We start from the raw sequence: 17,861 nt of genomic DNA, 5'->3' as shown, positions 1-17,861 counted from the left end.
TACCCTAGCCTGACGTGCGCTTACTCCTCGTCGAAGATCATCCCGAACTCGCCGCGCTGGTCATCCGGTCGCTTACCCACAGTGGCTTCATCGTGGACCACGCGCCCGATGGCGAAAGCGCCCTGTCGATGATCGGCACGGCGACCTACGATGTGATCCTGCTCGATCTTTCGCTGGGCAGGACCGACGGGCTCGATGTCCTGCGCACCGCGCGCGCGCGCCATGTCACGACGCCGATCCTGATCCTGACCGCCCGCAGCGAGGTGTCCGACCGTATCCTGGGGCTCGACATGGGCGCCGACGACTATATGGCGAAGCCCTTCGACATGGGCGAACTGGAGGCGCGGATCAAGGCGCAACTGCGCCGGCGCCAGGGCGGCCAGCCGCTCAAGACCTATGGCGGTCTGTCGTTCGATACCGCTGAACGGTCTTTCTCGTGCGGCGGCCAGGCGCTCACGCTGAGCCGTCGCGAACTGGCCGTGCTCGAGGCGCTGTTCCTGCGCGCGGGCAGGGTCGCCACGCGGGACGTGCTGTTCCAATGCGTCTTTTCCATCGACGACGAGGTCAACCCGGAGACCATCGAGCTGTACGTTTCCCGGGTTCGGAAGAAGCTCAAGCCAGCCGGTCTGGTGATCACCGCCGTACGGGGCGTGGGCTACCTGCTGGAACAGCGCCATGACGCGCGGCCCGATGCCCAATAGCCTGCGCCGCACGCTGTCGTGGCGACTCGCGCTGACCTTGCTGGTGGTGTGCGTCCTGTCGGCCATCATCGCTTACCGCACGGCACTGGCCGAAGCCAACAAGGCCCACGACCGGACGCTGCTGGCATCGGCGCGGGCCATTGCCGAGCGCATCGACGTGGCAAAGGGCCGGGTGGTCGTCGACGTGCCGTATGTGGCCCTGGACACCTTCCAGATCGATTCGCGGGGAAAGATCTTTTACCGCGTGCTCGACCCGCAGGGCCGCTTCGTGTCGGGGGAGAGCGATATTCCGCCGATGCCGGCCGACACGCCGCGCAGCGAAGACTATCCGGCGCTCGTGCATTTCTATGACGCTGCCTACTCGGGCGCGCCGGTGCGGATCGCGGCCCTGTGGCAGCCCGTCATCGAAGGGCCCCGTAGCGGCATGGCGCTGGTCCAGGTCGGCGAGACGCTCGAAATGCGGGACGACATGGCGAGACGGCTGCTGATCTCCACGCTGTGGCAACAGGCGCTGACGGTGATCGCCGCACTCGGTCTGCTGATGCTGACGGTGGCGGCGACGCTGCGGCCGCTGAAACGGCTGCAGCAGCGCATCGCGGAGCGCAACGCCGCCAGCCTCGCGCCAGTGAGCGGGGCAGATCTGCCCGTCGAGATCCAGCCACTGGTGCGGACGCTGAACCAGTACCTGGAAAGACTGCGCGCCGTCCTGGAAAACCAGAGGCGGTTCCTGGACGATGCGTCCCATCAACTGCGCACGTCGCTGTCGCTGGTCAAGGGGCATGTGGATCAGCTGGGCCGGTACCGGGACGACGCGGTAACGTCGGACCCCTCGCATCTGGCCGACATCCGCGCCGCCATCGACAGGACCGTGAGGCTGACCAACCAGTTGCTGACGCTGGCGCGCACCGCCGACGGCGATGCGCGGACGCTTCGCCTTGGCGAGCTGCAACGGATCGACGTGGCAGGCCTGTGCCGGGATATGTGCGCCGAGTGGTATCTGGCGGCGCGGCGGCGCGGGGTCGACCTCGGGATGACAGGCCCGCACGGCCCGGCGTGGGTGCGGGGCGATGCCGGCATGCTGCGCGAGATGCTGGCCAACCTGCTCGATAACGCGGTGCGCTATACCCCGGCCGGCGGTGCGGTCAGCGTGTGCGTGGCGTGCGGGACGGACGCGCACGACGTCGTGATCGAAGACACCGGGCCCGGCATACCCCCCGAGGACCGCGAGCGCGCCTTCTCCCGCTTCGTGCGGCTGGGTAGCACCCCGGAGCCGGGAAGCGGCCTCGGGCTGGCCATCGTGCGCCAGGTTTGCGAGGCGCACAACGGCGCGGCACGAATGGAGACCGGCGAGGCCGGCGGCCTGCGGGTTCGTATCACGCTGCCCGCGGCGTAGTCCCGGCGCTGCACCGCCGCCGATCCGCGCAATCGCCGCCGCGCCGGGGCCGCCCTCAGTCGGTCAGTTCAGGCGGCAGCTTGCCGCCATGCGACGCCAGTTCCTTCATGACGCGCTTCTGCAGCCAGATATTCATTGCCGCGGAGTCGTTCATGTCGCCGTCGTACTTCAGCTCCTGCGCCAGGCTCTTGCGGTGCTCCAGGCTGCTGTCGATGCCCAGCGCCTTGAGCGTGTCCACGATCGAGGTGCGCCAGTTCAGCTTCTGGCCGCTCTCGCTGACCAGCTGGTCCATGATCTTTTCGACGTCCACGTCGGCCAGCGTGGCCGGCGCCGCGCTCGCCTGCGCCTGGGCCGGCGGGGCCGAGGGGGCGGCCGTGCCGGTGGCGGGCGCCGCTGCCGGCGCGCCCGCCGCGGGAGCGGTGCCGGCGGTGGTGCCCGCCGCCGCGCCGCCGGCCGTTCCGGCCTGCGCCGGCTTGGCCTTGCCGCGCAGCTTGTTCAGGATGTCGCTGAAAATGCCCATGATGGTGTCCTCCGGGTTCGGCGCCAGCGGGAATCGGGCGCTCGCCAGCGGCACGACGCACGATCCGCGCCACCGGTGGCGGCCTCCGCGGCGCCCGATATTTTTTTCCCCTTGCCCGCATCCAAACCGGCTTCGCGCGTGTAGAGCCATGGCAACCGCCGCGTTGCGACGTACCGCTCATTCACCTGCACTGCATCAGGAGCCCAGCCATGTCACGTACTTCCTTACTCTGCCTTGCAACATGTTCCGCCCTGGCGGCCTGCGCCGGCGGCACGCACCACGCCGCCGCGCCGATGAGTCCCGTGGCGGACGCCGTCAAGGTCCCGGATGGCCATCGCGTCGCCATGCAGACCGTCGGCGCCGGCGAGATCCTCTACGAATGCCGGCCCAGGAAGGACATGGCGGACCAGTTCGAATGGGCCTTCGTCGGCCCGGATGCCGTGCTCAGCGACCGCGCCGGCAAGCCGGTCGGCAGGTACTACGGCCCGCCGGCCACCTGGGAGGCGAGCGACGGCTCGAAGGTCACCGCGACGCAGGTCGCCGTCTCGCCCGCCGGCGCCGGCAATATTCCGCTCCAGCTGGTCAAGGCCAATCCCGCGCAAGGCAATGGCGCCATGACGGGGGTGACCTATATCCAGCGCCTCGCCACCAGGGGCGGGGTCGCCCCGGCCGCCGCGTGCGCGGCCGCGAACAAGGGCGCGAAACAGACCGTGCGCTACCAGGCGGACTACATTTTCTGGAAGGCGGCGTGAGGCCTTCGTGGGCCGGGCGGCCGCGCCGCGCCGGCCCGCGGACCGCTACGCTATGATCGTGCCCATCCGGCGCGGCCCCGGGAGCCGCGGCTGCCACGACCTGTCATCACAACCGAAGAGCCAGCGCTTGCAGCGACCTACGGAGCCGTTCGACTACGAAGCCGCCATTGCGGGCTGTGCGCGCAAGGATCAGCGCGCATTGCGCTCGCTCTATGAGCGCGACGGGCCCTACCTGCTCGGGGTGGCGCTGCGTATCGTGCGCGACCGCCAGGCGGCGGAGGACGTGCTGCACGACGCCTTCGTCAGCGTATGGGCCAAGGCTTCCGGGTTCGATCCCGCGCTCGGCGCGGGACGCGGATGGCTGTTCAGCATCGTTCGCCACCAGGCGCTGAACGTCGTGCGCGCCCGCATGCGCGAGGTCTATCCGGAGGAAGAGGCCATGGCGGCGCTGGAGGACGCCAACGCCTACGCCGCCGCGGCGGGGCGGTCGACGCCGCAGGAGACGCACGTCACGCTGGGCCGGCTCGGCGCCTGCCTGGAGACGCTCGACGGCCCGAAGCGGGAGAGCATCCTCTACGCCTACCTGGAGGGGTGCTCGCACGGCGAGATCGCGGCGCGCATGGGCTCGCCCCTGGGCACCGTCAAGGCCTGGATACGCCGGGGCCTGGATGCCTTGAGGGAGTGCATGCAATGAGCCCCACCACGCCCCCGACGGGACCCGATACGGACGACCTCGACCACCTCGCGGGCGAATACGTGCTGGGCACGCTGTCGCAGGCGACCCGCGAGGCAATCGAGCGCCGCATGGCGTCCGAGCCGGCGCTGGCCGAGCGCGTGCGCTACTGGGAGCAGCGCCTGCTGCCGCTGACCGCGATGGTCGAGCCGGTCGCGCCCGATCCGGCCACCTGGCCGCGCATCGCCGACAGCATCGGCACGGCTTCCGCCCGCAAGCCGGCCCGGCGGCCTGCGACCCAATGGTGGACGTCGCTGCCGCTATGGCGCGGGCTTGCCTTCGGCGGCATGGCCTGCGCGCTGTCGCTGGCGCTCGTGCTCGGCACGCGCCTGATGGCCCCCGAACCGGCGCCGCGCTTCGTCGTCGTGCTGCTGGACCCGCGCGAGAAGACGCCGGGCTGGCTGGTGCAGGCGAGCGCGGAACGCGAGATCAGGCTGATCCCGCTGCAGGCCGAGGACACGCCCCCGGGCCGGGCGCTGCAGTTCTGGACCAAGGCCGACGACTGGCCGGCGCCGGTCTCGCTGGGCCTGGTGCAGCCCGGCGAAACGCTGGCCGTGGCGCTGGACCGGCTGCCGCCGCTGCAACCCAACCAGTTGTTCGAAATCACGCTGGAGCCGCCCGCGGGCTCGCCGACCGGGCGGCCCACCGGACCGGTGCTTTACATCGGACGGGCGGTCAAGACGATGTAGCGCGGCCGCCGCGGCGCGGGGCTGCCTGTCCCGGCGCGGCAATCGCGCCCGCTCCGGCCGCCCGAAGGATGCGGCGGAAGGTCGGGCACTCCAGATGGCTGGGCGCGGGGCAGGCGGCGGCATGCCGCAGCCCGTCCCGCATCGCGGTCAGCTTCCTGATCGTGCGGTCCAGTTCGTCCGCCTTGTCGTCCAGCAGCTGGCGGTCGATCCGTGGCAGCCCGTCCGGCGAGAACATCTGCGCGATCTCGTCGAGCGAAAAGCCGGACGCGCGTCCCAGGGCGATCAGCGCGAGGCGCTCCAGCACGCCCGCATCGAACAGCCGGCGCAGGCCGCGCCTGCCGGTGGAGACGATCAGCCCCTTTTCCTCATAGAACCGCAGCGTCGATGCCGGCACACCGGACTGCCGCGCGACCTCGCCGATATCGAGCGCATTCATTTCCCTTGACCTCAAGTCAGCTTGAAGTTGCACAGTCTAGCTTGCGCGGCGACATGGCCGCAATGGAGCAGGGGATGAGCGCAATGCAGGAAAGCAATGAAGGTCGCACGGAGCGGCAAGGCGAGGAGCACGACGGCAATCGCGAGCAGCGTGCGCTGTGGAACGGCAGCGCGGGCCGCGCGTGGGTAGACCGGCAGGCCGTGCTGGACCGCCTGTTCCAGCCCTTCGAGGACCTGCTGTTCGAAACGATGCCGCACGGCGCGGGCCATCGCGTGCTCGACGTCGGCTGCGGCACCGGCAGCACGACGCTGGCCGCGGCGCGCCGCGTCGGCGCCGACGGCTATTGCCTGGGCATCGATGTGTCCGCGCCCATGATTGCGGCGGCCCGCGCGCGCGCCGAAGCGGCCGCGGCACGCGCGGCGTTCGCTTGCGCGGACGCACAGCGCCACGCCTTCGCGGCCGCCAGTTTCGACCTGATCGTGTCGCGCTTCGGCGTGATGTTCTTCGACGACCCGGTGTCCGCCTTCGCCAATCTGCGGCGCGCCGCCCGCGACGGCGGGCAACTGCGGATGATCGTCTGGCGCGATGCCGGCGAGAACCCCTTCATGACCACGGCCGAGCGCGCCGCCGCGCCGCTGCTGCCGCAGCTCCCCGCGCGCCAGCCGGGCGGCCCGGGGCAGTTCGCCTTCGCCGATCCGCACCGCGTCTCGTCCGTGCTCGCCGCGAGCGGGTGGAGCGCCATCGGCATCGAGCCGGTGAATGCGGACTGCACGATGCCGGCGGCGGAGCTGGAGGGGTATTTCACGCGGCTCGGTCCCGTGGGGCTGGTATTGGACAACGCGGACGCGCCCACACGCGCGCGGATCGTGCGGACCTTGCACACCGCGTTCGCGCCCTATGTGCACGGCTCCGAAGTGCGCTTCACCGGGGCTTGCTGGCTGGTGACGGCACGCGCCCGGTCCGCCTCCGGTGGGTCCAGGCCGGCCGGGTCGCTCTGACATGCCATGTGATCTTTAAGGCCACAAAGCCGCGGCGGCGCATGCACCAATGTGCCGGGGACCGGACGCGCTTGGTTTATGATCGCGAGACGCCGTTGGGCCACGGTATTTCCAAGCGACAATGTGACGCAATCGGTACAAATTAATATCGAGACGAGCGCTTCGACGCTCGCCGCCGACAGTGCAGGGGAGCAGGCGGCCCGGACGGGAACCGCCGGCTTCGGCATGCCGGCCGGCGTGCTCGAGGTGATCGCCACCGGGCAGCCGCTGTCGGTCTGCCTCGACGCCCTCAAGGCAAGTTTCGGCATGGCGCTCGATGCGCGGGCCGCGGTGGCTTTCGCCCCGCAGTGGGCCGGGCTGCTCGACCATGCGGAAGAACGCGCCGTTGCGCTGCCTTTCGTCGCGTCACTGACGCACGCATGGGCGCAGACCGATGAACACTCGGCATCGTCGTTCGCCGCGTGCGCCAGCCAGCGCGTCATCTGCGCCGATGTCTCCGCCGATGGCCGCTGGCCCGATCCGTGGCGCCTGGGCTGCCTGGAGGCCGGCGTGCTCGCCTGGTTCTCCACGCCGGTATTCGACCGCCAGGCCCGTCCCATCGGCGCGCTGTTCGTGGCGTTCGCCGCGCCGCGCGAGCCCGACGGCGCGGCGCTGCAGATGGCCGACTACGGCGCCCACCTGATCAGCATCCTCATCGAGCGGGAGCGTTCCACCGCGGAACTGCGCGCGGCGCGCCAGGAAATGGCGGAGGAGCTTGCCGACACCCGGCTGCTGCACGACATCAGCATGCGGCTGGCCCATACCGAACGCGCCGAGGACCTGTTCGCGGAAATCCTCCATGCCGCGGTCACCATCATGCGGTCGCAGTTCGCCAGCATCCAGTTGCTGCATCCGAGGGACGAAGGTCCCGGCTCGCTGGAGCTGCTCGCCAGCCACGGTTTCGACGAGACCGCGAGCGCATTCTGGAAATGGGTCGACATCGATTCCCAGAGCACCTGCGGTGCCGCACTGCGCGATGGCGTGCGGGTCTGCGTGCCCGATGTCGAAGCCTGCCCCGACATGGCGGGCACGGAAGACCTGCAGACCTATCTGCACCTGGGCATCCACGCCGTGCAGACCACGCCGCTGCAATCGCGCGACGGCGGCATCATCGGCATGATCTCCACCCATTGGTCCGCCGTGCATGCGCCCACCGAGCGCGAGCTGCGGCTCTTCGACATCCTGGTGCGCCAGGCGGCCGACCTGGTGACCCAGCGCATCAACGAGCAGGCCCTGCGCGATGCGGACCGGCGCAAGGATCATTTCATTGCGCAGCTCTCGCACGAACTGCGCAATCCGCTGGCGCCCATCCGCAACGCCACGCGCATCCTGGAGCAGCAGTCGGGCGACGCGCAGGCGGTGCGGCAGGCGGGCGGCGTCATCGCGCGCAACCTCGGGCATTTCTCGCGGCTGATCGACGACCTGATGGATGTGAGCCGGATCAGCCGCGACCGGCTCGAACTGGAACTGCGCCGCGTAGACCTCGTGCCGATCCTGCAGCACGCGGTGGAGACGACCCGGCCGGCGATGGAGGCCCGCCGGGTCGACCTGCACGTGTCGATGCCCGCCACGCGCGTGGACGTGATTGGCGACGGCGTGCGGCTGTCGCAAGTCTTCTCCAATCTGCTCGCGAACGCGGCCAGATATTCGTACCCGGGTGGCGACATCCGCATGGAGCTGCGGCAGCGCCCCGATCGCCGCATTGCCGTGTCCGTGAGCGATACCGGCGAAGGCATCGCCGCCGAGCATATCGGTCGCGTGTTCGAGCTGTACTACCAGGCCGACAGCTCGCCGGACAACGCGCGCGGCGGGCTTGGCATCGGGCTCGCGCTGGCGCGCCGCCTGGTCGAGCTGCACCACGGCACCATCGGAGTGGTCAGCGCCGGCCCCGGCAAGGGCAGCGAGTTCACCGTGGTGCTGCCGGCCGCTGGCCAGGCCGAAAGCACGCCGCTGGATGACGCGGCCGGCGCGGATGCCGCGCTCCCGCCGCCCGGCGATCAATATCAGACCGTGGTGCCGCTGCGCATTCTGCTCGCCGACGACAATATCGACGCGGCGGAATCGATGGCGGCGTTGTTGCGCCTGGACAGCCATCACGTGTTGCTCGCGCATGATGGCGCAGATGCGCTGGCGCTGGCGGAGCGCCATCGGCCCCACGTGATACTGCTGGATCTGGGCATGCCGACCATGACCGGCTACGCGGTGTGCGAGGCGATCCGCACGCGCGATTGGGGCCAGTCCATCCGCATCGCGGCGGTCAGCGGATACGGTTCGCAGGCCGACAAGGCACGCACGGCCGCCGCCGGCTTCGACCGGCACTTCGTCAAGCCGACCGATCCCCAGGCGATACTGGAATACCTGGAGTCCGTTCACCGGTGAGCGGACGCGGCCGTCTTGCGCGGCCCCGGGTCCACTCCCGTGTCGATCCCCGTTGTCGGCGCGCGTTGTAGATCCTGTTCGGCAGATTTATCAAAAGGAGCATGCCTTGCGTGCGCCCGTGGCGTCTCGCGGGCATGCGGCTGGTGGCTGTCCGGCCAGGAAGGCCGCGCACGCATGGCGCGGGAGCGCCTCGTCCATGGTGTGGCGCAGGGTTTGCTTCGGGGAGGGCATCGGCGATCCGGTCTGGCGGATCGCGCCTCCTGGAGGACGACCATGCAGGCTTTCCGCGCCGAAGCCACCGGCAACGTGGCCAACGAGCCGCCAACGGCCGCCGCTCCCCCCGCGGCCATCCCCGTCAAGCTGCGCATCAACGGCGTCGACTATGCGCTCAAGCTCGAGCCCTGGGTCACGCTGCTCGACCTGCTGCGCGACCGGCTGGACCTGACCGGCACCAAGAAGGGCTGCGACCACGGCCAGTGCGGCGCGTGCACCATCATCGCCGACGGCCGCCGCATCAACGCGTGCCTCGCGCTGGCGGTCGCCTACGACTGCGCCGACATCACCACCGTCGAAGGACTCCCGCAGCTGCAGCAGGCCGAATCGGGCCTGCATCCGCTGCAGCAGGCGTTCATCGACTGCGATGCGTTCCAGTGCGGCTATTGCACCCCGGGCCAGCTGTGCTCCGCGGCGGGGCTGCTCAACGAGGCCCCGCCCGCCAACGAGAACGAGATCCGCGAGCGCATGAGCGGCAACCTGTGCCGCTGCGGCGCCTACCCGCAGATCGTCGAGGCGGTCGCGCGCGTGGTACTGCATCGCAAGGAGACGCCATGAACCCGTTCCGCTACGACCGTGTGGACACCGTACCGGAAGCGATCGCCGCCATCGGCGCGGCGGTGGCCGATACCGGGCCGCACGACACCGCGCGCTTTCTCGCGGGCGGCACCAATGTGCTGGACCTGATGAAGGAAAACGTGATGCGCCCGGCGGCGCTGGTGGACCTGGGCCGCTTGCCGCTCGCGGTCATCGAGGAACAGGCCGACGGCAGCCTGCATCTTGGCGCGATGGCGCGCAATGCCGACACGGCCGAACATCCGCTGGTGCGCGAGCGCTATCCGCTGCTGCGCGCGGCCATCCTGGCGGGCGCCTCGCCGCAGATCCGCAACATGGCCACCAATGGCGGCAACCTGCTGCAGCGCACGCGCTGCTACTACTTCTACGATGCCGGCGTGCCCTGCAACAAGCGCAAGCCGGGCAGCGGCTGTCCCGCCGCCACCGGCCTCGCCCGCCAGCATGCGATCCTCGGCGCCAGCGAACACTGCATCGCCACGCATCCGTCGGACATGTGCGTGGCGCTGGCCGCGCTGGAGGCCACGGTGCATGTCGAGTCCGTGCGCGGCACCCGCGAGATTCCATTCGGGGAGTTCCACCGCCTGCCCGGCGACCGGCCCGATGTGGACACGACGCTGGAGCCCGACGAACTGATCACGCATATCAGCCTGCCGGCGGGCCCGTTCGCACGGCATAGCTGCTACCTGAAGCTGCGCGAACGCGCCTCCTATGCCTTCGCGCTGGTCTCGGTGGCGGCCGCGCTGGACCTGGACGACGACGGCACCATCCGCGCCGCGCGCCTGGCGCTGGGCGGCGTGGCGCACAAGCCGTGGCGCGACCGCGAGGCCGAGGCGCTGCTGACCGGGCAGCGCGCCGGCTCCGAGGCGTATGCGCGCGCGGCGGCCGCGGTGCTGCGCGAGGCGCGCGCATGGGGCGGCCCGGCACTGCCGGAGAGCCTGCCCGGCAATGCCTTCAAGATTCCGCTGGCGGAGCGCGCCATCGTCCGCGCGCTGGAAATGGCGGCGGCGGGCGTGCACACCAATACCGGCCAGGATGCGATGCGCGGGGAGACCACAGCATGACCAAGACCACGCTCGAAGCATTCGACGAAGACCAGCAGCCGATGGCGCCGGCGGGCACCGGCACGGTGGCGCTGGGCACGCCGGTCCCGCGGGTGGACGGCTGGGCCAAGGTGACGGGCGGGGCGCGCTACGCGGCCGAGCATCCCGTGGCGGATCTCGCCTATGGCGTGGTGGTCAGCAGCACGATCGCCAAGGGCCGCATCACGGGCATCGATACGTCGGCGGCGCGCGCCGTGCCGGGCGTGGTCGATGTGCTGACGCACGAGAACCGGCCCAAGCTGCGTTCGATGGACCTGTTCTACAAGGACATGACCGCGCCCGCCGGCTCGCCCTTCAAGCCGCTGTACGACGATCAGGTCCGCTACAGCGGGCAGCCCGTCGCGCTGGTGGTGGCCGAGACGTTCGAGGCCGCCCGTTATGCGGCCTCGCTGGTGCGCGTGCGCTACGAGGCCGCGCTGCACGAGACGAATCTGCTGGCGCAGCGCGCGCGCAGCCACGAGCCCAAGCCGATGAAGGCCGGCTTCTCGCCGCCGCCCAAGCCCAAGGGCGATGCCGACGCGGCCTTCGCCGCGGCGCCCGTCAAGATCGACGCCGAGTTCTACGCCGGCGTCGAGCACCACAACCCGATGGAGATGCACGCGAGCACGGTCATCCGCGATGCGCGCGGCCATTTGCTGATCCACGACAAGACCCAGGGCTCGCAGAACTCGCGCTGGATGGTGTCGCGCGTGTTCGGGCTGCCGCAGCGCAAGGTCACCGTGCGCAACCAGTTCGTCGGCGGCGCCTTCGGTTCCGGTCTGCGGCCGCAGTACCAGCTGCTGCTCGCCGTGATGGCGGCGCTGAAGCTGGAGCGTTCGGTGCGCGTGGTGCTGACGCGCCAGCAGATGTTTACCTTCGGCCACCGGCCCGAGACCTGGCAGCGCGTGCGGCTCGCCGCCGAGCCGGACGGCAAGCTGGTGTCGGTGATCCACGAGGCCGTGGCGGAAACCTCGCGCGGCGAGGACTACGTCGAGGTGGTGGTCAACTGGTCCGGCCAGCTCTATGCCAGCGACAACGTGCGGCTCGAGTACCGGCTGGTGGACCTGGACCACTACACGCCGCTGGACATGCGCGCGCCGGGCGCCGCGCATGGCGTGCATGCCCTGGAAATCGCCATGGACGAGCTGTCGTATGCGCTCGGCATGGACCCGCTGGCGCTGCGCCTGAAGAACTACGCCGAGCGCGACGGCAACAAGGACCTGCCGTTCTCCACGAAGGAGCTGCGCGCCTGCTATGCGCAGGGCGCCGAGCGCTTCGGCTGGCACGGCCGGCCGCAGGAGCCGCGCTCGATGCGCGAGGGTCACGAGCTGATCGGCTGGGGCATGGCCACCGGCACCTGGGACGCGATGCAGATGTTCGCGCGCGCCAGCGCCACGCTGCATGCGGACGGGCGGCTGGAAGTCACCAGCGCCGCCACGGATATCGGCACCGGCACCTATACCGCCATGGCGCAGATCGCCGCCGCGGCGATGGGCCTGCCGCTGGAGCAGGTGGTGTTCCGCCTGGGCGACTCGGACCTGCCGGTGGCCCCGATCGAGGGCGGCTCCTCGCATGTCGCCACCGTCGGCTCGGCGGTGGACGGCGCGTGCGAGCGCCTGCAGCGGCAACTATGGCGGCTCGCGCGCAAGGCGCGCGGCGGCCAGCTCGCGGGCTGCGGCTTCGACGAGGTGGAATTCCGCGACGGCACCATCCGCCTGCGGGCCAATCCGGCCATCGCCATGCCGCTGACCGCGGTGCTGCTCGCCCACGGCAAGGGCAGCCTCGAAGTGCGCTATCTGCTGCTGCCCAACGTGCTCAAGCAGAAGAAGTTCGTGCGCGCCGTGCATTCGGCGGTGTTCTGCGAGGTGAGGGTGGACGAGGCGCTGGGCACCGTGCGCGTGACACGCGTGGTGAGCGCGGTGGCCGCGGGCCGCATCATCAACGCGCGCACGGCGCGCAGCCAGGTCATGGGCGGCGTGGTGTGGGGCATCAGCCAGGCGCTGCACGAGGAAACCCATGCCGACCACGCACTGGGCCGCTTCATGAACCACAACATCGCCGAGTACCACGTGGCGGCCAACGCCGACATCCACGATATCGATGTGATCTTCGTCGACGAGGACGATCGCGTGGTCAGCCGCATGGGCGCCAAGGGCGTCGGCGAGATCGGCATCGTGGGCGTCGCGGCGGCGGTCAGCAATGCGATCTACCACGCTACCGGCCGGCGCCTGCGCTCCACGCCGATGACGCCGGACAAGGTCATGGCCCGCTGACCTTCCGGCGGCGCCAGCGTTCGCGCCTCCCGCGATCGCTGGCGCCGTGCCGCGCTCCGCAACGGGGCGACGGTCTTCTCCCCGCCGGGCGTTCCCCGCCGTCAACACTCTCCATACCCGCCGTTTCGAATCCGGCCTTGCATGTCGAAACGCGATCCCATAGACTAACCAAAACGTTTTGGTTGAGCCGTTTCAGCCATACATCACAAGACCGGGCGCACTCCTGAAGCCAAGCTCACCGGTCGGTCCCACCCAAAGGAGAGACTTCATGCAACGACCCGCCCCGGCGGCCGTGGACGAACTGCTGCCATGGCGGCGGCTGTTTGCCTTCGGCCTGCAACATGTCCTGGTGATGGCCGCCTCGCCCATCGCCTCGGTGTTCCTGATGAGCAAGGCGCTCGGTTTTTCGCCATCGCTGTCGATGAACCTGCTGGCCGCCACATTCGTGATCTGCGGCATCGGCACGCTGCTGCAGTCCTTCGGCCCCCGCGGCTTCGGCGCTCGCCTGCCCTTCGTGATGTTGCCGGGCGGGGCGCCCATCGTGCTCTTTATCCTGATCGCGCAGCAGACCGACGTGCAGACCGCGGCTGGAGCGGTGATCCTCACCGCGGTGTTCTATTTCCTGGTGCTGCCGGTGTTCCGGCGCTGCCTGCGCTACTTTCCGCCGGTCGTTGTTGGCACCATGCTGCTGCTGGTGGCGATCAATCTGGCGCAGGTGTCCGGCAAGCTGGTGGCGGGGCATCCCGGCACGCCCGGCTTCGCCGCGCCGGCGAACCTGATGCTGGCGGCGGCGACCATCGGGTTTACCGTCCTGTTCTCGCGACTGCTGACCGGCATGCTGGGCCAGCTCGCCATCCTGCTGGGGCTGCTGTGCGGTGGCGTGCTGGCCGCGCTGATGGGCGCCTTCCACGTCGGGCAGGTCTCGATGTGGCCGCTGCTCGCGGTACCGTCGCCGCTGCCGTTCGGCTGGCCGCGCTTCGACCTGATCGCCGCCATTCCGCTGATGGTGTTTTCCATCGTGTCGATGGTGGAGGCCACTGGCCAGACCGTGGCCATCGGCGAGGCGGTCGGCAAGCCCGTCGACGAGCAGCGCGACGTGCCGCGCACCATCCGCGGCGACGCCATCACGTCGCTGCTGGGCGGAGTGTTCGGCACGTCGCTGATCATCACCAGCGGCGAGAACATCGGCATCATCCGCGCCACCGGCGTGCGCTCGCGCTTCGTCACGGCGATGTCGGGCGGCATCCTGGTGCTGTTCGGCCTGCTGGCGCCGGTGTCGTCGCTGCTCAGCGCCATACCGGAAGCGGTGGTCGGCGGCACCGGTCTGATCGTGTTCTGCATCGTCGGCACCATGGGCATCGACATGCTGCGCAAGGTCGACCTGCGCGACCACGCCAACATGTACATCGTGGCCGTGGCGCTGGCCGTGGGCCTGCTGCCCATCCTGGTGCCCGGCATCTACGGCAGCGTGCCGGCCAACGTGCGCATCCTGGTCGGCAACGGCGTCGCCATGGGCGCCATCGCCGCTGCGCTGATGAACTTCCTGTTCTTCCATACCGGGCTGCGCCGCGCCGCCGGCAAGCTGCCCGCCGTCCATTGATCCATTGATTCATTGACCCATTGATCCACGGCCCGCCCTCGCGGCGGGCGCACCATCGAGTCCTGCCTGTATGCCTATCGCTTCCAATGCAGCGGCGTCCGCGCCGCTGCGTGACACCGGCGCAGCCCTGCTGCCTGCCCACTTCGATCAACCTCGCATCCTCCAGCCGGAATGGATGCTGCTGCGGGAGGGCGCCGTGCGCGATCACGCGGCGGTGGTGCAGGGCGGTCGCTTCGCCGCCGTCGGGCCTGCGGCCCGGCTCGCGTCCGAGTACCCGCATCTGGAGGCGCTGCCGCTGCCGCGCACGCTGCTGATGCCGGGCTTTGTCGACACCCATCACCATCTCACGCAGGCGTTCGGCAAGTCGCTGGTGTTCGGCGAGCCTTCGGAGATCTTCCGCCGCGTATGGGTGCCGCTCGAGGGCAGCCTGACCGGCGAGCATCTGTATCTGTCCTCGAAGCTCGCCGCGCTGGAAGCCCTGCGCGGCGGCTTCACCACCGTGTGCGACGCCGGCACGCGCTCGGAGGCCGGGCTCGATGCGATCGGCAGGGCGGTGGGCCATGCGGGCGTGCGCTGCGTGCTCGGACTGATCTGCAACGACAGGCCCGGCACCGATACCCTCGACCCCGCGCCGATCCTGCGCCGGGCGGAGCAGCACCTGGCAGGCTGGGCCGGCCAGCCGCTGGTGGTGCCTTCGCTGGCCATCTCGATTCCGGAGGTGGCCAGCGATTCGATGCTGCGCCAGGTCTACCACCTGTGCGCCGAGGCCGGCCGCATCTTCCAGACGCATGCCAACGAACATCTCGTGGCGGTGGAGCGTTCGCTGGACAGCAGGCGGCAGCGCCCGATCGAACATCTGGCCGCGGCCGGCGCGCTGGGTCCGGCCGCGCTGCTGGCTCACGCTACGCTGGTCACGCCCGGCGAAATCCGGCTGCTCGCCGATAGCGGCGCGGCGGTGGCCTACAACCCGGTCGCCAGCGCCTGGAAGGGCAATGCCGTGGCGCCGGCCGAGCTGATGGCCACCTTCGGCGTGCGCCTGGGGCTGGGTACCGACGGCACACGCAGCGATGGCTTCCGGCTGCTGGACTATGCGGAGGCGGCGCAGCGCTTCGCCTTCGGCATCGGCGTAGGGGACTCGTCGTGCGGGGCCGGCTGGCGCTGGGTCGACATGGCGACCCACGACGCGGCCGCGGCCGCGGGGCTGGGCGAAGTGACCGGCGAGATCGCGCCGGGCAAGCAGGCGGATTTCCTGCTGGTGGACCTCGACGTGCCAGAGATGACGCCCTCATGGGACCTGACGTGGGAACTGGTTCGGCTGGCCAACCGCGACCAGATCCGGGCCGTGTTCGTGGACGGCCGGCCGCGCCTGTGGAACGGCTGGCCGCTGGACTGGGACGCCCGCGCGCTGATGCGCGACATCCGCCAGATGGCGGACAGCACCATCGCGGGCGCGCCCATCCGCAAGCTGCACGAGCCCGCGGACCGGCATCGCGACAACCTACGCGCGGCGCGTCCCGCCACCGGCGAGAGGGCGTGACGATGGACATCATGCTGTTCAGTGTGCTGGCGGCCGTCTTCACCGGGGCGCTGGTGCAGGGCACCACCGGCATGGGCTTCGCGCTGATCGTGGTGCCGGTGCTCGCGCTGGCGGCGCCGGCCATGCTGCCGGCAGCGCTGCTGCTGGCCATGCTGCCGCTGAACGCCTACGTGGCCTGGCGCGAGCGCCACGCCATCGATCTGCGCGGCGCCGGCTGGATCAGCGCGGGCAGGCTGGCGGGCACCTTCGGCGGACTGTGGGTGCTGGTCGCGGTGCCGATGGCCTGGCTCAACGCGCTCGTCGGCGGCAGCACCATTCTCGCGGCGCTGGTCTCGCTCGCCGCGCCGGCCTTCACCCCCGGCAGGCTGACTTTCGCGTCCACCGGCCTGATCACCGGCGTCACCGAGACCGCGACTGGGGTGGGCGGCCCGCCGCTCGCGCTGGCCTACCAGCACGCGCCGGTGGCAACGCTGCGCGCCACCGTGGCGCTGTGCTTCCTCGTCGGGGAGATCATCTCGCTGGTGGTGCTGGCCGTCGGCGGGCGGGTGGAGGCCGCGCACCTCGCGTATGCCGCCGGGTTGCTGCCGGTGCTGGCGCTAGGCATGTTCGCCAGCCACCTGGTGCACCGGCGCATCAACCAGCGCGCGCTGCGCATCGGCGTGCTGGTGTTCGCGCTGGTGTCGGGACTGGTGGTGCTGCTACGCGGCTGACGCAGAGGAGGACGCCCGAACGATCAGCTCGGGCAGCGGGCCCGCCACCGAACCGCGTTCGCGGTTGCCGGAAACATGTTCGAACAGCAGTTCCACGGCGAGCGATGCGACACGTTCGAGATGCAGGTTGACCGCGGTGAGCGGCGGCTGCGCGGTGCGGGCGCGGATGCCGTCGTAGCGGGTCGCCACCATCAGATCCTCCGGCACACGCCTGCCGATCGCGCGGGCGTGAGCCACGGCCCCCACCGCGAAGGCGTCCACCGGTACGCACAGCGCATCGATGCCCGGATGCGCCCCTAGCAGCGCGGCGCAGGCCGCCGCGCCGCCCGCTTCGCCCTCGTGCTCCTGCGCCGTCGCGATATGGCACGGCAGGCCCCTCCCACCGGTGAACTCGCGATACGCCTGCTCCGTTTCCACATAGGACTGCCGCCGCGACGCGCCGATCAGCAGGCCGATTTCGCGGCGCCCCTGCGCGTAGAGATGGTCCAGCAGCAGGTGGGCGGTGTAGGCCGATTGCAGGTCGACGAAGGGCAGCGGCTGGTCCGTGCCGGGCTCGCGGCCGATCGACACCACATCCACGCCACGCTGGCGCAGCGCCGCCAGGTGCGTGTCGCCGGCGACGGGTTCGATCACCACCGCGCCGTCGATATCGAGGGAATCGAGCAGGCCGTTGGCGCCATCCAGCGGGGGCACCAGCACCACGCCGAGCCCGCGCGCCATGGCCGCCTCCGCGGCGATGGCGGCCACTTCCATCATGAAGCCCAGCCGCGACGTGCCGCCGGCCACCGCAAAGGGCATCGAGGACACCAGGGCGATGCAGTTGGCGCGCCCGGACTGCAGGCGCCGCGCGCGTACGCTGGCGCGATAGCCCAGCTCCTGCGCGACGCGCTTGACGCGCTCGCGCGTGAGCGGGTCCACCACGCCGCGATCGTTCAGCGAGTGCGACACCGTCGTCAGCGAGACGCCGGCGGCGCGGGCTACGTCATGGATGGTGATGCGTTGCTGCGGTCCGGAGGCGCGCGGCCTGGTGTCGGTCATGCGGAGGCTGGGCGGAAGAGGGAGGTTGGAGAAGCGACGCGCCGAGGGGCATGGCGTCTGGAGCGGAAGTGTACATGCCCGTGGCGCGCGCGAAACCCCCTTTTGTCGTGTTGCCACGGCGGCCGCATACGATAG

At 70.4% G+C, this 17,861-nt stretch carries 16 protein-coding genes; 13 read left to right on the top strand and 3 right to left on the bottom strand.

Annotated features, from left to right (window positions below; all coding sequences use genetic code 11):
• Window positions 1-14 precede the first annotated feature (14 nt).
• Together LDO27_RS03030 and LDO27_RS03025 are read left to right on the top strand one after the other, a co-directional pair.
• On the top strand, window positions 15-701 hold the full coding sequence (locus LDO27_RS03030) for a response regulator (protein ID WP_224039558.1): 687 nt from the start codon (window positions 15-17) through the stop codon (window positions 699-701).
• On the top strand, window positions 676-2,094 hold the full coding sequence (locus LDO27_RS03025; RefSeq protein WP_224039556.1) for a sensor histidine kinase: 1,419 nt from the start codon (window positions 676-678) through the stop codon (window positions 2,092-2,094). Before LDO27_RS03030 ends, LDO27_RS03025 begins: the two co-directional genes overlap by 26 nt.
• Window positions 2,095-2,149: 55 nt before the next feature.
• Here the strand turns inward: LDO27_RS03025 and LDO27_RS03020 are convergent, their stop codons facing one another.
• The gene (locus LDO27_RS03020) at window positions 2,150-2,614 is read right to left on the bottom strand and encodes a DUF3597 domain-containing protein (protein ID WP_224039554.1); all 465 of its coding nucleotides are present in this window, start codon (window positions 2,612-2,614) and stop codon (window positions 2,150-2,152) included.
• Between the two features lie 209 nt (window positions 2,615-2,823).
• Here LDO27_RS03020 and LDO27_RS03015 point away from each other — a divergent pair, with 209 nt between their 5' ends.
• The 3 genes from LDO27_RS03015 to LDO27_RS03005 all read left to right on the top strand — a co-directional run bounded on the left by LDO27_RS03015 (window position 2,824) and on the right by LDO27_RS03005 (window position 4,788).
• Window positions 2,824-3,366 carry a DUF3455 domain-containing protein gene (locus LDO27_RS03015; RefSeq protein ID WP_224039552.1) on the top strand — a complete coding sequence of 181 codons (543 nt, stop codon included), beginning with the start codon at window positions 2,824-2,826 and terminating at the stop codon, window positions 3,364-3,366.
• A gap of 127 nt (window positions 3,367-3,493) precedes the next feature.
• On the top strand, window positions 3,494-4,060 hold the full coding sequence (locus LDO27_RS03010) for a sigma-70 family RNA polymerase sigma factor (RefSeq protein ID WP_224039550.1): 567 nt from the start codon (window positions 3,494-3,496) through the stop codon (window positions 4,058-4,060).
• Window positions 4,057-4,788 carry an anti-sigma factor gene (locus tag LDO27_RS03005; RefSeq protein WP_224039549.1) on the top strand — a complete coding sequence of 244 codons (732 nt, stop codon included), beginning with the start codon at window positions 4,057-4,059 and terminating at the stop codon, window positions 4,786-4,788. Before LDO27_RS03010 ends, LDO27_RS03005 begins: the two co-directional genes overlap by 4 nt.
• On the opposite strand, the gene LDO27_RS03000 is transcribed toward LDO27_RS03005, so the two are convergent.
• Window positions 4,775-5,224 (bottom strand): helix-turn-helix domain-containing protein, encoded by a 450-nt coding sequence (locus LDO27_RS03000; protein ID WP_224039548.1) that lies wholly within the window; start codon window positions 5,222-5,224, stop codon window positions 4,775-4,777. The genes LDO27_RS03005 and LDO27_RS03000 overlap by 14 nt on opposite strands.
• Before the next feature lie 83 nt (window positions 5,225-5,307).
• Between LDO27_RS03000 and LDO27_RS02995 the strand changes: the two genes are divergently transcribed.
• The 8 genes from LDO27_RS02995 to LDO27_RS02960 all read left to right on the top strand — a co-directional run bounded on the left by LDO27_RS02995 (window position 5,308) and on the right by LDO27_RS02960 (window position 16,688).
• Entirely contained in the window at window positions 5,308-6,222 is a 915-nt protein-coding gene (locus LDO27_RS02995; protein WP_224040783.1) for a class I SAM-dependent methyltransferase, read from the top strand.
• Window positions 6,223-6,345: 123 nt separating this feature from the next.
• The gene (locus LDO27_RS02990) at window positions 6,346-8,640 is read left to right on the top strand and encodes an ATP-binding protein (RefSeq protein ID WP_224039547.1); all 2,295 of its coding nucleotides are present in this window, start codon (window positions 6,346-6,348) and stop codon (window positions 8,638-8,640) included.
• Window positions 8,641-8,913: 273 nt separating this feature from the next.
• Window positions 8,914-9,471, top strand: coding sequence for a (2Fe-2S)-binding protein (locus LDO27_RS02985; protein ID WP_224039546.1), 558 nt, complete (start codon window positions 8,914-8,916; stop codon window positions 9,469-9,471).
• Window positions 9,468-10,550, top strand: coding sequence for an FAD binding domain-containing protein (locus LDO27_RS02980; protein WP_224039544.1), 1,083 nt, complete (start codon window positions 9,468-9,470; stop codon window positions 10,548-10,550). Before LDO27_RS02985 ends, LDO27_RS02980 begins: the two co-directional genes overlap by 4 nt.
• Window positions 10,547-12,841, top strand: coding sequence for a xanthine dehydrogenase family protein molybdopterin-binding subunit (locus LDO27_RS02975; protein ID WP_224039542.1), 2,295 nt, complete (start codon window positions 10,547-10,549; stop codon window positions 12,839-12,841). Before LDO27_RS02980 ends, LDO27_RS02975 begins: the two co-directional genes overlap by 4 nt.
• A 268-nt stretch (window positions 12,842-13,109) precedes the next feature.
• Window positions 13,110-14,441, top strand: a complete 1,332-nt coding sequence (locus LDO27_RS02970) for a uracil-xanthine permease family protein (RefSeq protein ID WP_224039541.1) — start codon at window positions 13,110-13,112, stop codon at window positions 14,439-14,441.
• Between the two features lie 70 nt (window positions 14,442-14,511).
• A complete protein-coding gene (locus LDO27_RS02965; RefSeq protein WP_224039539.1) occupies window positions 14,512-15,978 on the top strand; it encodes an amidohydrolase family protein in 1,467 nt (488 codons plus the stop codon).
• Window positions 15,979-15,980: 2 nt separating this feature from the next.
• Window positions 15,981-16,688: a sulfite exporter TauE/SafE family protein gene (locus tag LDO27_RS02960; RefSeq protein ID WP_224040781.1), complete on the top strand. Its 708-nt coding sequence runs from the start codon at window positions 15,981-15,983 to the stop codon at window positions 16,686-16,688.
• On the opposite strand, the gene LDO27_RS02955 is transcribed toward LDO27_RS02960, so the two are convergent.
• Window positions 16,677-17,726: a LacI family DNA-binding transcriptional regulator gene (locus LDO27_RS02955; protein ID WP_224039537.1), complete on the bottom strand. Its 1,050-nt coding sequence runs from the start codon at window positions 17,724-17,726 to the stop codon at window positions 16,677-16,679. The two genes, LDO27_RS02960 and LDO27_RS02955, sit on opposite strands and share 12 nt — an antisense overlap.
• Window positions 17,727-17,861: the final 135 nt, after the last annotated feature.

The organism is Cupriavidus respiraculi, assembly GCF_914271545.1.
GTDB classification, from domain to species: Bacteria; Pseudomonadota; Gammaproteobacteria; order Burkholderiales; family Burkholderiaceae; genus Cupriavidus; species Cupriavidus respiraculi.
This window is presented reverse-complemented; position numbering and strand designations above follow the sequence as displayed.